This window comes from Burkholderia sp. Tr-862, from assembly GCF_011753085.1.
Lineage (GTDB): Bacteria > Pseudomonadota > Gammaproteobacteria > Burkholderiales > Burkholderiaceae > Burkholderia > Burkholderia ambifaria.
This window is the reverse complement of sequence record NZ_VWWG01000027.1, coordinates 19,680-35,497: the sequence shown is the minus strand read 5'-3', so window position 1 is coordinate 35,497 and position 15,818 is coordinate 19,680. Positions and strand designations below refer to the sequence as shown.

15 protein-coding genes are annotated in these 15,818 nt (G+C 67.4%); 6 read left to right on the top strand and 9 right to left on the bottom strand.

Annotation, left to right across the window (positions count from 1 at the left end; all coding sequences use genetic code 11):
- Positions 1-241: 241 nt before the first annotated feature.
- Complete coding sequence (locus F3J14_RS11250) at positions 242-1,165, top strand: LysR substrate-binding domain-containing protein (RefSeq protein WP_166723039.1); 924 nt, start codon at positions 242-244, stop codon at positions 1,163-1,165.
- Between the two features lie 71 nt (positions 1,166-1,236).
- Here the strand turns inward: F3J14_RS11250 and argE are convergent, their stop codons facing one another.
- The 5 genes from argE to F3J14_RS11225 form a co-directional block, all read right to left on the bottom strand.
- Positions 1,237-2,400 (bottom strand): acetylornithine deacetylase, encoded by a 1,164-nt coding sequence (argE, locus tag F3J14_RS11245; protein WP_166723038.1) that lies wholly within the window; start codon positions 2,398-2,400, stop codon positions 1,237-1,239.
- Positions 2,393-3,070 (bottom strand): DUF1028 domain-containing protein, encoded by a 678-nt coding sequence (locus tag F3J14_RS11240; RefSeq protein ID WP_166723037.1) that lies wholly within the window; start codon positions 3,068-3,070, stop codon positions 2,393-2,395. The genes argE and F3J14_RS11240 overlap by 8 nt, the downstream gene beginning before the upstream one ends.
- A gap of 8 nt (positions 3,071-3,078) precedes the next feature.
- On the bottom strand, positions 3,079-3,516 hold the full coding sequence (locus F3J14_RS11235; RefSeq protein ID WP_011660575.1) for a RidA family protein: 438 nt from the start codon (positions 3,514-3,516) through the stop codon (positions 3,079-3,081).
- Positions 3,517-3,630: 114 nt separating this feature from the next.
- On the bottom strand, positions 3,631-4,977 hold the full coding sequence (locus tag F3J14_RS11230) for an NAD(P)/FAD-dependent oxidoreductase (protein WP_166723036.1): 1,347 nt from the start codon (positions 4,975-4,977) through the stop codon (positions 3,631-3,633).
- A 192-nt stretch (positions 4,978-5,169) separates the two neighbouring features.
- Positions 5,170-6,312, bottom strand: a complete 1,143-nt coding sequence (locus F3J14_RS11225) for a DUF6396 domain-containing protein (protein WP_247682189.1) — start codon at positions 6,310-6,312, stop codon at positions 5,170-5,172.
- A 338-nt stretch (positions 6,313-6,650) separates the two neighbouring features.
- Here F3J14_RS11225 and F3J14_RS11220 point away from each other — a divergent pair, with 338 nt between their 5' ends.
- Entirely contained in the window at positions 6,651-6,806 is a 156-nt protein-coding gene (locus tag F3J14_RS11220; RefSeq protein WP_166723035.1) for a hypothetical protein, read from the top strand.
- A gap of 209 nt (positions 6,807-7,015) precedes the next feature.
- Entirely contained in the window at positions 7,016-8,029 is a 1,014-nt protein-coding gene (gene trpS / locus F3J14_RS11215) for a tryptophan--tRNA ligase (protein WP_166723034.1), read from the top strand.
- 98 nt (positions 8,030-8,127) lie between these two features.
- On the opposite strand, the gene F3J14_RS11210 is transcribed toward trpS, so the two are convergent.
- The 4 genes from F3J14_RS11210 to F3J14_RS11195 all read right to left on the bottom strand — a co-directional run bounded on the left by F3J14_RS11210 (position 8,128) and on the right by F3J14_RS11195 (position 12,001).
- Positions 8,128-8,514, bottom strand: a complete 387-nt coding sequence (locus tag F3J14_RS11210; RefSeq protein ID WP_166723033.1) for a VOC family protein — start codon at positions 8,512-8,514, stop codon at positions 8,128-8,130.
- Between the two features lie 48 nt (positions 8,515-8,562).
- The gene (locus F3J14_RS11205; RefSeq protein ID WP_166723032.1) at positions 8,563-9,483 is read right to left on the bottom strand and encodes a bestrophin family protein; all 921 of its coding nucleotides are present in this window, start codon (positions 9,481-9,483) and stop codon (positions 8,563-8,565) included.
- A gap of 106 nt (positions 9,484-9,589) precedes the next feature.
- Positions 9,590-10,597 carry a cytochrome d ubiquinol oxidase subunit II gene (gene cydB / locus F3J14_RS11200; RefSeq protein WP_166723031.1) on the bottom strand — a complete coding sequence of 336 codons (1,008 nt, stop codon included), beginning with the start codon at positions 10,595-10,597 and terminating at the stop codon, positions 9,590-9,592.
- Positions 10,598-10,600: 3 nt separating this feature from the next.
- The gene (locus tag F3J14_RS11195) at positions 10,601-12,001 is read right to left on the bottom strand and encodes a cytochrome ubiquinol oxidase subunit I (RefSeq protein WP_105785309.1); all 1,401 of its coding nucleotides are present in this window, start codon (positions 11,999-12,001) and stop codon (positions 10,601-10,603) included.
- Between the two features lie 417 nt (positions 12,002-12,418).
- On the opposite strand from F3J14_RS11195, the gene fdhD reads away from it, so the two are divergent.
- The 3 genes from fdhD to moaA all read left to right on the top strand — a co-directional run bounded on the left by fdhD (position 12,419) and on the right by moaA (position 15,811).
- Positions 12,419-13,291, top strand: coding sequence for a formate dehydrogenase accessory sulfurtransferase FdhD (gene fdhD, locus F3J14_RS11190; protein WP_166723030.1), 873 nt, complete (start codon positions 12,419-12,421; stop codon positions 13,289-13,291).
- Positions 13,288-14,502: a gephyrin-like molybdotransferase Glp gene (gene glp / locus F3J14_RS11185; RefSeq protein WP_166723029.1), complete on the top strand. Its 1,215-nt coding sequence runs from the start codon at positions 13,288-13,290 to the stop codon at positions 14,500-14,502. The genes fdhD and glp overlap by 4 nt, the downstream gene beginning before the upstream one ends.
- Positions 14,503-14,692: 190 nt before the next feature.
- On the top strand, positions 14,693-15,811 hold the full coding sequence (gene moaA, locus F3J14_RS11180; protein ID WP_166723028.1) for a GTP 3',8-cyclase MoaA: 1,119 nt from the start codon (positions 14,693-14,695) through the stop codon (positions 15,809-15,811).
- Positions 15,812-15,818: the final 7 nt, after the last annotated feature.

The following is a 15,818-nucleotide window of genomic DNA, read 5'->3' as shown; positions in this document are numbered from 1 at the left end:
GGACGGAGGCGGATGACCTGCCCCGCCCGCGCGTGCGCGCTTTTGTCGCGATCCGGATTGCAGACGATGGTGCGCCACGCATGCGGCGACCGGAAAATACTAAAAATATTTTCGGGACATACGAAAAAGCTCTGCAGCGGAAATTCCGGCGCCGGGCTTCTTCGGGTAAGGTGCTACGCAAAATAGCGGACAGAACGCGCCCCGCGGCGGCACGCGCGCGGGGCCGGCATCAGAGGTGCTCGTGGCTCACTACACTTTGCGGCAACTGAAATATTTCGTGACGACGGTGGAATCCGGCAGCGTCGCCGAGGCGTCGCGCCAGCTCTTCATCGCGCAGCCGTCGATCTCCAGCGCGATCAAGGGGCTCGAGGAGAGCTTCGGCGTGAAGCTGTTCATCCGCCATCACGCGCAGGGCGTGTCGCTGACGCCGAGCGGCACGCGTTTCTACCGGAAGGCGCAGGAGCTGCTGCGCATCGCGCACGAGTTCGAGCAGAACGCGCTCGCCGACAACGACGTGATCACCGGGCAGATCGACATCGGCTGCTTCGAGACCGTCGCGCCGCTCTATCTGCCGCAGCTGATCGCGGGCTTTCGCGAACGCTATCCGGGCGTCAACATCCGGCTGCGCGACGGCGACCAGCAGGAGCTCGTGCAGGGCCTGACGGCCGGCACCTTCGATCTCGCGTTCCTCTACGACCACGACCTCGACGGCACGATCGAGACCGAGCCGCTGATGCCGGCGCAGCAGCCGTATGTGCTGCTGCCGGAGAACCACCGGTTCGCGGGCCAGTCGCACGTATCGCTGCACGAGCTCAGCGTCGAGCCGATGATCCTGCTCGACGTGCTGCCGAGCCGCACGTACTTCGTCAGCCTGTTTCACGAGCTGGGGCTCACGCCGAACATCGTGTTCGCTTCGCCGTCGATCGAGATGGTGCGCGGGATGGTCGGCCAGGGGTTCGGTTTCTCGCTGCTCGTCACGCGCCCGCATTCCGAATACACGTACGACGGCCGGCGCGTCGTGACGATCGGCCTGAGCGAAACGGTGAGCCCGTCGGGGCTCGTGAGCGCGCGGCTGAAGCGCGGGCAGCTCACGAAGCAGGCGCAGTCGTTCGTCGAGTTCTGCCGCGAGCGGCTGGCGCAGATCGTCGCCGAATCGGCGCGATAGCAACGAAACAACCGCACGCGCCGCCGAACGGCCGCGTGCGGCATACGGCTGGACGGCCGGATCAGCCGGATTTAACCGACCGAAGCGAGATACGTCGCGAGACGGCCGAGCATCGCGTCGCAGCCGTGCAGCTGTTCGAGCGTGACGAACTCGTCGGGCTTGTGCCCCTGGTCCATGCTGCCCGGCCCGCACACCACCGTCGGAATGCCGGCCTGCCCGAACAGCCCGCCCTCGGTGCCGAATGCGACGGTGCCGAACGCGTCGGAGCCGCTCAGCATCGCGAGCAGGCGCGCGGCTTCGCTGTCCGGCGAAGTGGCGAGCCCCGGATACGCGCCGAGTGGCTGCAGACGGATGTCGGTATCGGGCTGCACCGCACGCATCGTCGGCAACAGTTCGGATTCCGCATAATCCTGCAGCTTCCTCGGCACGTCGTGCGCATCGAACGCCGGCAGCGCCCGCACCTCGAAATCGAACTCGCATTCGGCCGGCACGATGTTCAGCGCGCGGCCACCCTTGATCAATCCGGTCTGCACGGTCGAGAACGGCGGATCGAAGCGGCTGTCGTGATGCTCCGGCCGCGCGAGCGACACGCCGATCTCGCCGAGGCGGCCGATCAGCTTCGCCGCGTAGTCGATCGCGTTGACGCCGAGCGGCGCGTACGCCGAGTGGCACGCGGCGCCCTTCACGTGGCAGCGCATCGCGAGCTTGCCCTTGTGACCGAGCACCGGCTTCAGTTCGGTCGGCTCGCCGATCAGACACAGGCGCGGCCGGTGCTCGCGCGTCGCAAGTGCGTCGAGCATCGGCCGCACGCCGAGACAGCCGACTTCCTCGTCGTACGAGAACGCGAGGTGCACGGGCAGGTTCAACGGCCGTGAGACGAATGCCGGCACGGCCGCGAGCACCGACGCGATGAAACCTTTCATGTCGGCCGTGCCGCGCCCGTACAGTCGGCCGTCGCGCTCGGTCAGCCGGAACGGCTCGACCGTCCACGCCTGCCCGTCGACCGGCACCACGTCGGTATGGCCCGACAGCGCGATGCCGCCGCGATCGCGCGGCCCGATCGTCGCGTACAGGCTCGCCTTCGTGCGCTCCGCGTTGTAGAACAGCTCGCTCGAAACACCGAAGCCGTCGAGATAGTCGCGGATGAAGTCGATCATCGCGAGGTTCGAATCGCGGCTGACCGTCGCGAAGCCGATCAGCTGCTCGAGCAAGGCGCGGCTCGACGTGTCACTCATCGCCCGGCACTCCGTAGCTCGGCGCGGCGGTCGGGTTCAGCGCGCGCGTCTGGTAATCCTGCATCTGCGGGCGATAGGCCTGCCACAGCGCGTCCAGCTGCCCGATCGGATCGGCGTCGGCCCAGTCGACGCGCAGGTCGACGATCGGCCAGGTCACATCGCCGGCCACCTTCAGCGCCGCCGAATGCACCGGCCCCGCCTCGCCGCCCGCCGCCATCGCCGCATGCATCGCGGCCAGCAGGCGATCGGCCAGCAGCCCGGGCGCCTGCTCGAACGCGCGCGCCATCGCATCGATCACGGCCGGCGCGGCCAGCAGATTGCCGGCTGCCACGCATTGCTCGCCCTGCACCGCATGGTGCGTGCCGAGCGCCTCCTTGCCGGTGAAGCACGCCGTCTGCCCCTGACCGTCGATCACCGTGACCTGCCGGTACTGGCTCCAGCCGTTCGCGCTGAGCGCGCGGTCGAGCGCGGCGGCGGGCGCGAGCTGCTGGTGCTCGATCAGATCGAGGATCTGCGGGCCGAGCGCCGGCAGCGTGATGTTCTGCGTCGCGACCGCACCGACGCCCGCCCGCACCCACGGGCAGCGCGCCCCCACCGCGATGCTCGACGAGCTGATCGCGATCCCGAGCTGGCCCGTTTCCGGGCAGCGCCCGACGATGGAGAAAGTCATGTCGCCTCCTATGCGCGGTTCGGCTGCCAGTTGTCCGGGATCACCGCGATCACGTCGATCTCCATCAGCCACTGCGGCTGGCCGAGCGCCGATACGACGAGCCCCGTCGAGATCGGATAGACACCCTTCAGCCACTTGCCGACTTCCTGGTACACCGGCTCGCGATAGCGCGGGTCGATCAGGTAGGTCGTCGTCTTCACGATATGCGTGATGTCGCTGCCGGCCTCCTCGAGCAGTTGCTTCACGTTCTTCATCGCCTGCTCGGCCTGGGCGCGCGGATCGCCGAGGCCGACCAGGTTGCCGTCGAAATCGGTGCCGACCTGGCCGCGCACGTAGACGGTGTTGCCGGCGCGCACGGCCTGGCACAGGTCGTTGTCGAGCGTCTGGTTCGGATAGGTATCCTTCGTGTTGAACATGCGGATACGGGTATGGGTAGGCTGGCTCATCGAGGTCCTTCGAAGGTCGGTGTGTTGCGCTCGCCGCGCCGGACGCGGTCGCGGCGCGGCGGGTGCTGATGGGTGCTCGTGGGTGCGGGTCGCGGCGCGAATGCCGAATCCGTATCAGCCGATCGCGTCGGTCAGCGCTCGCGCATCGGCCTGCGCTGTGCGTGCCGTGTCGCCGTGCCCGGTGCGCGTTTGCGCGCGGCGTTGCGACGCGTCGTGATAGTCGAGGTACTTGCGCTGCGTGACGATGTGCTCGGCGATGTGCTTCGCGTCGTGCCACACGCCCCAGATGAAGCTGGAGCCGCGTCGCGACAGCCACGGCAGTCCGAGGAAATAGATGCCCGGCTCCTTCGACACGCCGCGCTGGTGCTGCGGCTTGCCGTTCGCGGCGAACGCGTCGACGTTCAGCCAGCTGTAGTCGAGCGCGTAGCCCGTCGCCCAGACGATCGACGTGACGCCGGCGCCGGCCAGGTCGAGCGCGAGGATCGGCTGCGTGACGCAGTCCGGATTCGGCAGGATGCGGCGGGCTTCCGGTTCCTCTGGCAGGTCGAGGCCGTTGCGCGCCGCATAGGCGTCGGCCGCGTCGAGCAGCGACAGGTAGTTCTCGTCGCCGCGGGCGAGATTGCTCGCGAGATCGCTTTCGAACGCCACGACGCCGCCGTCGAACGACTTCGTCAGCCCCACGAGCGTCACGCCCTGGTGCGCGAGTGCGCGGAAATCGACCGTATGGCCGCCGCGCGCGCCGCTCACCGCGATCGTCACGTGTTCGCGGCCGGGCGTCGCGATTTCCTTGTCCCATTCGCCGAGCACGCCGAGCCACCAGCAGAAGTCGCGGCCGCGATAGGCGCGCGGCGGGCGATCGTGCGGGCCGACCGACAGGTAGACCTGCCGGCCCGCGCGCTGCAGTTCGTCGGCGATCTGCACGCCCGACGAACCCGCGCCGACCACCAGCACCGCGCCGTCCGGCAATTGCGCGGGGTTGCGATAGTCGGCGGAATGGAGCTGCACGAGGCCGGCGGCGTCCGGCGCGATCGGCGGGATGACCGGACGCTGGAACGGCCCCGTCGCGACGACCACGCGGTTCGCCTCGATCGTGCCATCCGAGGTTTCGACGATGAAGCCCGGCTTGCCTGCGTTGCGCACGACCTGTTTCACTTCGACGCCGGTGCGGATCGGCGCGCCGAACTTGCGTGCGTAGGCTTCGAAGTAGTCGGCGACCTGGTCTTTCGTTGCGAACGCATCGGGATCGAGGCCGTCGAATTCGAGCCCCGGAAAGCGGTCGTGCCACGCGGGGCCGTTCGCGACCAGCGAATCCCAGCGCCCGGTGCGCCAGCGCTCGGCGATGCGGTCGCGCTCCAGCACGAGATGCGGCACGCCGAGCTTGCCCAGGTGCTCGCTCATGGCCACGCCGGCCTGGCCGGCACCGACGACCAGCGTATCGATTGAGGTTGTTTCCACTGCCACGGCTGTCTCCTTGAAGTGCGGCTCGCGGCGAGGCTCATGTCGTCGCGCGAGGGGGAATGGAGACATTCTGCTGACAGGCTGCCTAGGGCGAAACGATCATTTTTGTCGTTGTTGACGAGAAAAAAGCTGGGGATATCGACGACGGCCAGTGGACCGGGCATACAGCGCAGCGCCCGGCTCATCGGTACAGGGCTATCCCTGCGGCTGCGCGTGGTCGGCACGATGCCCGACGGAGGAGGAAGGCGTGGGCGAAACCGACGTCACGGGTTGCGCCGCATCGATCAACGTCTTCTTGTCGCCATTCCACTTGGGCAGCGTGGCCGGCGGCAGCGGCACAACCTTGTCCAGGTTGGGCAGACGAAGGTCGGGGTCGCGCTCGAGGCGGTCGGCGAGAATGACGTAGCGCTCGGCACGGGCTTCGTCCTTTACGTGACCGACGAGTTCGTCACCCCGGCCAAACGACGCACTCAGCCATCCGGCACTCTCCGCGCTGCCGAATTTCACACCCGCATGCAGGATTTTGAGCGCTCGTTCGTTGTTCTCGCCCAATTCGGCGCGATCGCCCACGATCGTCGTTCCCAGTGCGTATGCCGCGGGTCCGTTCCCCTGCGCAAATCCACACTCGAGCATCTGAAGGGCAATCTTGCGATTACCCCAGAAGCCCGCTTTGGGATCGTCATACACCGCATCCATCTTGCCGCCCAGATATGCCATCGCATTCGGGTTGCCCCTATCGGCAGCGAGTTGCCAGAATGCATACGCGCGGCTCGCGTCCTGCTTCACGCCCGTCCCGTTCATGTAATACGTGCCCATCAGGTCATAGGCCGCAGGTATGCCGAGTTTCATTGCCTGCTCGACAATCTGCACGGCACGTTCCGAATCACGCTCCACGCCATCGCCCTGAGCGTATGCATTCGCCAGATTCAACATCGCCTTCCAGTGTTTGCGCTCGGCGGCCTTCGTCCAGAGTTCGACAGCGCCCTTGTAGTCGCGCTGGTTGGGCCACAGCAGCGAACTGGTGAGCGCCATCGCTTGCCGGTTCCATCGATCCGCGTCCTGATCGATCGGCGGAACAACGTCGGCTTCATGCTTGCACTCGAATGCGGCGCGATGAGGGTTGAAGGCAGTCAGCGACATGTTGCGGGGAAGCGAATCGTTCCGCGAACAGGCCGCACACCCGACGAGCAGAAAAATAGAAGCCCATCGGATCAAGCCGATACGGTGGGCGGCGATCGGACGCAATTGAGTTCGCACGATATCGAATACCTGAACAGGAAAAATGAACGCACTGCTGGCGTGCGCATCACGGATGCGGATACAAAAGCCGGACGGCAATCCCTGGTTCCGGGAAATTTCACCGGCCCTCGGCGATGGCGCCGAACCGGAAAAGCACCTTCGCCAACGCTGCGCCGATTTTAGGCGACGACCCTCGATCCGACCATCTTCCGACAATTCTTGACTGTGCTCACGCGCCCGAACTGGTACGATGCGCGTCGTCTATGCGATGCGCACAGAGACGCCTGATCGTTCCCTTTTTCGATCCCCCCGCGCGCGCCTCTTGCCGCGCCGGGCCGCCGGCCCGGCCCCTCGTTGAACCCCGTAGCATCTCGGCGCCCGCCCCACCCGGCGCCGTTGCAGCAACCGTTGGAGTGGCGCATGTCGCGCCTGCAAGCATGAAGAAACTGAAGCAGCACATCGTGACCCTGAGCGGGAAAGACCGAACGCCGATGGTACGCGCAGGCGCGCTGCTGTTGATGGCCGGCCTGCTGTACCTGCTGTGGCCATCCGCCGAAACCGCTTACCTCGCGATGGAGTCGGTGATCCGCTGACGCGCACGGCGGACCGCGCCCTGCGCTATACTCGCGCAATGGAAATCAAACCTGCCTCGCCGAACGTGCATCGCTGGTGGCGCGCCTGACCCTGGCGGCCCGTTTCCTTTTGCATGTCCCGAACGTGATGCCGCCAGCCATGGCGGCATTGTCGTTTCTGCGCCTACGTCATGGCTGGTGGCTTCGATAACCCGGAGCCAACCCGTACCATGACGTACCCGACCCGTCCGACCATCCTCACCGGCGACCGCACGACCGGTCCGCTGCATCTCGGCCACTACATCGGCTCGCTGCGCGCGCGCGTGCAGATGCAGCACGAGGCGACGCAGTTCCTGCTGCTCGCCGACACGCAGGCGCTGACCGACAACATGGGCCGCCGCCAGCGCGTCACCGAGAACGTGATCGAGGTCGCGCTCGACTACCTGGCCGTCGGCATCGACCCGGCGATCTCGACGATCGTCGTCCAGTCGCAGGTGCCCGAGCTCGCCGAGCTGTCGCAATACCTGCTCAACCTCGTCACGGTCGCGCGCCTAGAGCGCAACCCGACCATCAAGGAAGAGATCCGCCTGCGCGGCTTCGAGCGCGACATCCCGGCCGGCTTCCTGACCTATCCCGTCAGCCAGGCGGCCGACATCAGCGCGTTCAAGGCGACGCACGTGCCCGTCGGCGATGACCAGTTGCCGATGATCGAGCAAACCAACGAACTCGTGCGCCGCTTCAACGCGACGGTCGACAAGCCGGTGCTGGTCGAATGCGAGGCCGTGTTGTCGGCAGTCACGCGGCTGCCCGGCATCGACGGCAAGGCGAAGATGAGCAAGTCGCTCGGCAACGCGATCACGCTCGGCGCGACGCCCGACGAGATCACGCAGGCCGTGAAGGACATGTACACGGACCCGAACCACCTGCGCGTCAGCGATCCCGGCCAGGTCGAGGGCAACGTCGTGTTCACGTTCCTCGATGCATTCGAACCCGACGTGCCGAAGGTCGACGAACTGAAGGCGCACTATCGCCGCGGCGGCCTCGGCGACAGCGTCGTGAAGCGCGTGCTGAACGAGCGGCTGCAGGCGCTGATCGAGCCGATCCGTGCGCGCCGCCGCGAATTCGAGGCGGACAAGGCCGAGGTGATGGCGATCCTGAAGCGCGGCACGCTGCATGCGCGCGAGGTGGCCGGCGCGACGCTCGCGGAAGTGAAAGGCGCGATGGGGCTCACGTATTTCGATTGAGCGGTGCGGGCGGCGGCGCTTGTACTCCAGCGCCGGACAGGACACGCCGCTGGTCGCGGCGTGCCGATGAGCGCGCCGATATCCGCGCCTTCCGCGTGTCACTTCATCTGCATGAGCTGCACGAGATTCCCGCATGTATCGTCGAGCACCGCGACCCGCACGGGCCCCGCGTCCATCGGCGCCAGCGTGAAGCGCACGCCGAGCGCGTCGAGCCGTGCGAACTCCGCGTCGAGATCGTCGACCTGGAACGACGCCGCCGGAATGCCGTCCTCGTAAAGCGCCTGACGGTAAGGCGCGACCGCGCGATGATGGCTCGGCTCGAGCATCAGCTCGGTGCCGTCGGGCTGGTCCTTCGACACGACCGTCAGCCAGCGGTACTCGCCCACCGGCACGTTATTCTTCAGCCGGAAGCCGAGGGTGTCGGTGTAAAACGCGAGCGCCTTGTCCTGATCGTCGACAAAGATGCTCGTCACGTAGATACGCATGAGATGTTCTCCTGATCGTGCGTGCCGCCGCGCGCCGCGCGGTGGCGCTTACGTGATCTGGTATGTCGACGCCGGCACGAACTCCTCCGGCATCGCGCGATCGCCGAGCTCCAGCACCGACCGTTCGATCGTGCGCGCCATCGCGTCGAGCGCCAGCGCGTTCGGTGCGAGGCCGAACGGCTCGGCCACCTCGTTCGCGATCGCTTCGAGCGCGATCAGCGTGTACGAAATGAATACGCAGATCAGCGGCGTAAAGAACTCCGTCGAATCGACGAGACCGAACGGCAGCAGCACACAATAAGCATAGACGGTGCGGTGCAGCAGCACGCTGTACGAAAACGGAATCGGCGTGGTGAGGATCCGCTCGCAGCCGCCCACCGCCCGGCCCAACTCGACCAGTTGCGCATCGAACATCCAGCACGTCGTGTCGCCGCCGGCCGCGCGGCCCAGCGCACGGACGATCCCGCCCCGCAGTTCATCGAGAATCGCGACGGGCTGGTAGCACTTGTGCGCGAACGCGGCGGCACGCTCGGCGCCGAGGATGCGTTGCAGGTCTTGCGCCGCATCGGTATGACGCAGCTGATGTTTCAGCGCATACGTGAACGCGATCAGCAGATCGGCGAGCCGATTGCGCTCCGCGTCGCCGACGCTGTCGGGCAGGTAGCGGTGCAATTGCGACGTGACGGTGCGCGCCGCGATCAGCAGGTTGCCCCACAGAAGCCGCGCCTCCTTGAAGCGCTCGAAGCTCGCGTTGTTGCGAAATGCGAGGAAGATCGCGAGCGCGAGCCCGAACAGCGTGAACGGCGCGGTGTTCAGCGGAATCTTCTCGCCGAAGATGCGCCCGTTCGTGAAGACCGCCAGCGTGCTGACGATCGCCATGAACACGAGTTGCGGAATGATCGACTGCAGCACGGAGCCGTTCCACACGAACAGCATCCTGAGCCAGTTTTGTCGTGGTCTGACGATCATGGTGTTGTCTCGACTGCCAAGGAAATACGTAATGCCAGCGCCGGCGCCCGATGTGCGGCGGCCCGCACGTGGCGGGCCGCTGTCGGATCGATACCGGACGCACCGCTCAGTGATAGCCGATGTCGCCCTCGCGCACCTTGCCGCGGAACACGCGGTACTGCAGCGCGTTGTACACGAGAATGACCGGCAGCACGATCACCGTGCCGACGAGCGCGAACAGCTGGCTCGAATGGCTCGACGATGCCTCCCAGATCGTCAGCGACGGCGGCACGATGTTCGGCCAGATGCTGATCACGAGCCCGGTGTAGCCGAGGAACACGAGCGCGAGCGTCAGCAGGAACGGCGTCGCCTCGTGCTGGCGCTTCACCGTGTGGAAGATGCCCCACACGCATGCGGCGACGAGGATCGGCACCGGCAGGAACCAGCCGAGGTAGCCGCTGCCGAACCAGCGGTGCGCGACCGCCGGCAGCCCGATCACGGTCCACAGGCTGACCACGCCCATCACGGCGAGCAGCACGCCCGCGAGCGGCTTCATCAGCACGCGCATCTTGCGCTGCAGTTCGCCGTCGACTTTCAGGATCAGCCAGCCGCAGCCGAGCGTCGCATAGGTGACGAGCACGCCGATCCCGCAGAACAGGCTGAACGGTGACAGCCAGTCGAACGGCCCGCCCGCGAACTGGTGGTTCACGATCCGGATGCCCTGCAGCAGCGAACCGAGCACGATCCCCTGGCAGAACGCGGCAAGCGCGGAACCGCCGATGAACGCGAGATCCCACAGGTGCTGCGTGCGGTTCGCCTTGGCGCGCAACTCGAACGCGGCGCCGCGGAAGATCAGCCCGACCACCATCAGGATCAGCGGCAGGTAGTTCGCCGGCAGCAGCGTCGAGTAGACGACCGGGAACGCGCCGTACAAGCCTGCGCCGCCGAGCACGAGAAAGGTCTCGTTGCCGTCCCACACCGGCGCGACGGTATCGAGCATCACCTGCCGCTCGGCCTTCGCATCGAAGAACGGAAACAGCAGGCCGATGCCGAGGTCGAAGCCGTCCAGCATCACGTAGATGAACACGCCGAGGCCGATGATCGCGGCCCACACGACAGGAAGATCGATTTGCATGGCTTACTCCGCTTCGGTGACGTTCAGCGGCGTGGACAGCGCGCTCTTGCGCAGCCCCGGATGCCGGTGCAGCTCGATATACCCGGCGTGTGCGGCCGGCCCGCGCTTCATCAGGTTCAACATGTAATAGATACCCGTTCCGAACACCAGGAAATACACGACCACGAAGATCAGCAGCGACACGCCGACCTGCTGCGCGCTGAGCGGCGCGACCGAATCGATGGTGCGCAGCACGCCGTACACGGTCCACGGCTGCCGCCCGACCTCGGTCGTGATCCAGCCGGCCAGCAGCGCGACGATCCCCGACGGCCCCATGCACACGACGAACCACTGGAACCAGCGCGTTTCATACAGGCGCCCGCCCTTGCGCAGCAGCAAGCCGAGCACCGCCGTGAGCAGCATCAGCATCCCGAGGCCGGCCATGATCCGGAAGGTCCAGAACACGATCGGCGAATACGGACGGTCCTGCGGGGGGAATTCCTTCAGCCCGCGAATCTCGCCGTCCCAGCTGTGCGTGAGGATCAGGCTGCCGAGGTGCGGCACCTGGATCGCATAGCGCGTCGTTTCGGCCTGCATGTCGGGCAGTCCGACGAGGTTCAGCGCGGTGCCGCCCTTCTCCGTTTCCCACAGCCCCTCGATCGCCGCGATCTTCGCCGGCTGGTATTCGCGCGTGTTGAGCCCGTGCGCATCGCCGACGACGATCTGGATCGGCGCGAGCAGCAGCAGCATCCACAGCGCCATCGAGAAGCTGCGCTTCACCGGCTCGTCGCGGCGCCCTTTCAGCAGGTGCCACGCGCCGCACGCGGCGACGATGAAGCCCGCGACGATGAACGCCGCGATCGTCATGTGCACGAGGCGATACGGGAACGACGGGTTGAAGATGATCTTGAACCAGTCGACCGGCACGACGAGGCCGTTCTCGATCTTGTAGCCCTGCGGCGTCTGCATGAAGCTGTTCGACGCGAGAATCCAGAACGTCGAGATCAGCGTGCCGACCGCGACCATCAGCGTCGCGAAGAAGTGCGCACGCGGGCTGACGCGCTGCCAGCCGAACAGCATCACGCCGAGGAAGCCGGCTTCGAGGAAGAAGGCCGTCAGGACTTCGTAAGTGAGCAGCGGGCCGGTGATGTTGCCCGCGACGCGCGAGAAGCCGGCCCAGTTCGTGCCGAACTCGTAGGCCATCACGACGCCGGAGACGACACCCATCCCGAAGCCGATCGCGAAGATCTTCGACCAGAACTGGAACATGGATTTATAGGCGGCGTCGCCGGTGACGAGATAGCGCCATTCCAGCACCGCCAGAAAGCTCGCCATGCCGATGCTGATCGCCGGAAACACGATGTGGAACGACACCGTGAACGCGAATTGCAATCGTGCGAGATGGAACGCATCGAAGATTTCCATGACCGTAATTTGCTCGTGGTTGTGAGGACGTCAGCTCGAAGCAGGAAATCGCGCGACGGCTTCGCGACGGCACGCGCCAACCTGGACGGATCGCGGTGCACGGCAACGAAGCGTGAATGACGATATCGCGTTTTGGACGATACTCGCAATCGCGCGAACGTGCGCTGAAACTGTGCTTTCCCCCGGTCGGAAGATGTGTGTACGGAAAACCCGTTTCGGGCCCGGGAGGCCGTCAGCTGTACTGCTTTGCGCACCGCGACGCTGTGCATCCGCGCCCCGGCCGAACGCCCGTACCATCGGCTCGAAGCCTGCCCGTGGCGAGCCGGCGCGACGCCGCGCACCGCCCTTCGCAGAATCCGTTTCCGTCGCCCGGCGCCCCGCGCCGGCCGATTCCCGATTCCCCCTGGAGAAAACCGCATGGAGCCCAGCGACCGCCCCGACGATCCGGCCGGCAGCCACGCGTGTCATGTGACGCGTCACCGTGCCGGCGACGCGCTGGGCGCCGTCGATCGCGTCGTCGACGAGACGCCGGTTGCACTCGTGTTCAACGGCATCGCGCACACGGTAATGATGGCGACGCCGATCGACCTCGACGCGTTCGGCCTCGGCTTCGCGCTGAGCGAAGGGATCGTCGAGCGCGCGTCCGACGTCTTCGACATCGAAACCGAATGCCGGCCCGACAGCGCCGAAGTGCGGCTCACCGTGTCGCAGCAGGCGTTCATGGCGCTGAAGGCGCACCGGCGCGCGCTGGCCGGCCGCACCGGCTGCGGCGTCTGCGGAATCGAAAGCATTGCGCAGCTCGACCTGCATCCGCCCCGCATCGCGGCCGCGGGTGCGGCGGCCGGCATCGGCGCCGACGCCGTCGCGCGCGCCGCCCGCGCGTTGCCGGCGCGGCAGCCGCTGATGCGCGCGACCGGCGGCATCCATGCGGCCGCCTGGTGCGAGCGCGACGGCACCGTGCTGGAAGTCTTCGAGGACGTCGGCCGCCACAATGCGCTCGACAAGCTGATCGGCCGGCTCGCGCGGCGCCGCGCCGACCTGCGCGCGGGCTTCGTGTTCCTGTCGAGCCGCGCGAGCTACGAGCTCGTGCGCAAGGCGGCACGCGTCGGCATCCCGATGATCGCGACGATCTCCGCGCCGACGTCGCTCGCAATCGACGTCGCCTGCGAAGCCGGCGTGCGGCTGCTCGGCTTCTGCCGCAACGACGGCTTCGTCGAATACGTGTCGCCCGACGCGCTCCCGTTACCCGAACCCACGCGTGCGCAACCGCATGCGCTCACCGCTCGATGAAACCCCTGACCGATTTCGATACCGCCCAACGGCATTTCGCCGACGCGTTCGCACCGCAGCGTACGGCCGTCTCCATTCCGGTCGCGCAAGCGGCCGGCCAGGTGCTCGCCACGCCGCTCGCCGCCGTGCTCGACCAGCCGCCCGCCGACCAGAGCGCGATGGACGGCTACGCGGTCCGGCACGCGGACCTCGCGCACGGCGAGCCGTTGCGCGTCGCGCAGCGCTGCTATGCGGGCGACGTGCCGTCGCCGCTGGCCCCGCGCACGGCCGCGCGGATCTTCACCGGCAGCCTGATTCCGCCCGGCGCCGACACCGTCGTGATGCAGGAGCACGCGCACGAGCAGGACGGCTGGGTCGCGTTCGACGCGCCGCAGCGCGCCGGATCGCATATCCGCCGCCGCGGCGAGGAAGTGCGCGCGGGCGACCTGCTGATGCCGGCCGGTGTGCGGCTCGGCGCGATGCACGTCGGCGTCGCCGCCGCGCAGGGTTGCGCGCACATCGATGTGCGGCCGCCGCTGCGGGTCGGCATCCTCACGACCGGCGACGAGCTCGTCCCGTGCGGCCAGCCGCGCGCGCCGCAGCAGATCTACAACAGCAACGCGCCGATGCTCGCCGCGCTGGTATCGGGAACCGGTGCCATCGTCGCCGCGAGCGAGCATGCCGCCGACACCGCGGCCGCCGTCGATCAGGCGCTGCGCACGATGGCCGCGCGCTGCGATCTGGTCGTCTGCGTCGGCGGCGCATCGGTCGGCGACAAGGACCTGCTGCGCCCCGCGCTGACCGCGCTCGGCGCGTCGTTCGTGGTCTCCGGGGTGCGGATGAAGCCCGGCAAGCCCGTCGCGCTCGCGCGGCTCGACGAACGGTCCGTCGTGCTGCTGCCCGGCAATCCGGGCGCCGCGATGACCGCGTTCGCGCTGTTCGTCGCGCCGCTGATCCGCCGCCTGCAGGGGCGCGACGACTGCGTGCCGGCCGTGCCGTCGCTGCCGATCGATATCGACGTCGAACCGGATGCGCAGCGCGAACGCTTCGTGCGCGTGCGCCGCACCATCGACGCCCACGGCGCACCCGTACTCGACACGCTGCGGCAGCAAGGCGCCGGCACGCTGCAATCGCTCGTGCAGGCGAGCGGGCTCGCGCGGCTGCCGGCCGGTCGACGCATCGCACGTGGCGACGCGGTGCCGTATTACGATTTCGCGCACTGGCTCGCGTGAGCATGAGCATGCGCGTGTTGCCCGCCTTTCATGCATGCAGGATCGCGAACTGTATTCCTGCATTTCGGGCGGGATTGTGCCTCTGCCGGAAAAGTCCGGCGGACTATCCTCACGATGAGGCTCGTCACGACCTATGCGCCGATACGTCGGCGCATACGCGGCCGCTCGGCGACGCCGTTTCGCTCACTTCATGCAGGCCGACGAACCGATCGTGAATGCCATCGTTTCCGCGCCGGCCGCCGCCGCATCCGGCGGCGCATCGCCCGGCGCCTTCTCCCGCCCGCTCGACACGCTCGCGCGGCCGCTGCGCGATCTGCGCCTGTCCGTCATCGACCAGTGCAATTTCCGCTGCGGCTACTGCATGCCGCGCGACAGCTTCGGGCCCGACTATGCGTTCATGCCGTCGTCCGAGCGGCTGTCATTCGCGCAACTCGAGAAGATCGCCCGCGCGTTCATCTCGCTCGGCGTCGAAAAGATCCGACTCACCGGCGGAGAGCCGCTGCTGCGCCGCAACCTCGAAGCGCTGATCGAACGGCTCGCGACCCTGACGACCATCGACGGCAAGCCCGTCGAAATCGCGCTGACGACCAACGGTTCGCTGCTCGCCGCCAAGGCACGCTCGCTGCGCGATGCGGGCCTGTCGCGCGTGACGGTGAGCCTCGACGCGATCGACGATGCCGTGTTCCGCCGGATGAGCGATGCCGACGTGCCCGTCGCGCGCGTGCTGGCCGGCATCGAGGCCGCGCAGGCGGCCGGGCTCGCGCCGGTGAAGGTCAACGCGGTGATCGAGCGCGGCGCGAACGACGACCAGATCCTGCCGCTCGTGCGTCACTTCCGGCATAGCGGCGTGGCCGTGCGCTTCATCGAATACATGGACGTCGGCGGCGCGAGCGCGTGGTCCGGCGACAAGGTCGTGCCGGCCACGCGGATGCGCGAGCTGATCGAAGCAAGCTACCCGCTCGTGCTCGTCGGCGAACCGGGGCACGACGCCACCGCGATCCGCTGCCGGCACATCGACGGCGCGGGCGAGGTCGGCTTCATCGCGAGCGTGTCGCATCCGTTCTGCGGCACGTGCTCGCGCGCCCGCGTGTCGGCCGACGGCCAGCTCTATACGTGCCTGTTCGCCACGCAGGGCACCGACCTGCGGCCGTGGCTCGATGACGGCGCATCGACCGGCCAGCTCGCCGACGCCGTGCGTGCCCGATGGATGCAGCGCGACGACCGCTATTCCGAGCGGCGGGCGACGCGTGCGGCGCGGCCGTCGGGCAAGACCTATCCGACCGTGCGCATGTCGCTCGTCGGCGGCTGACGGCTGC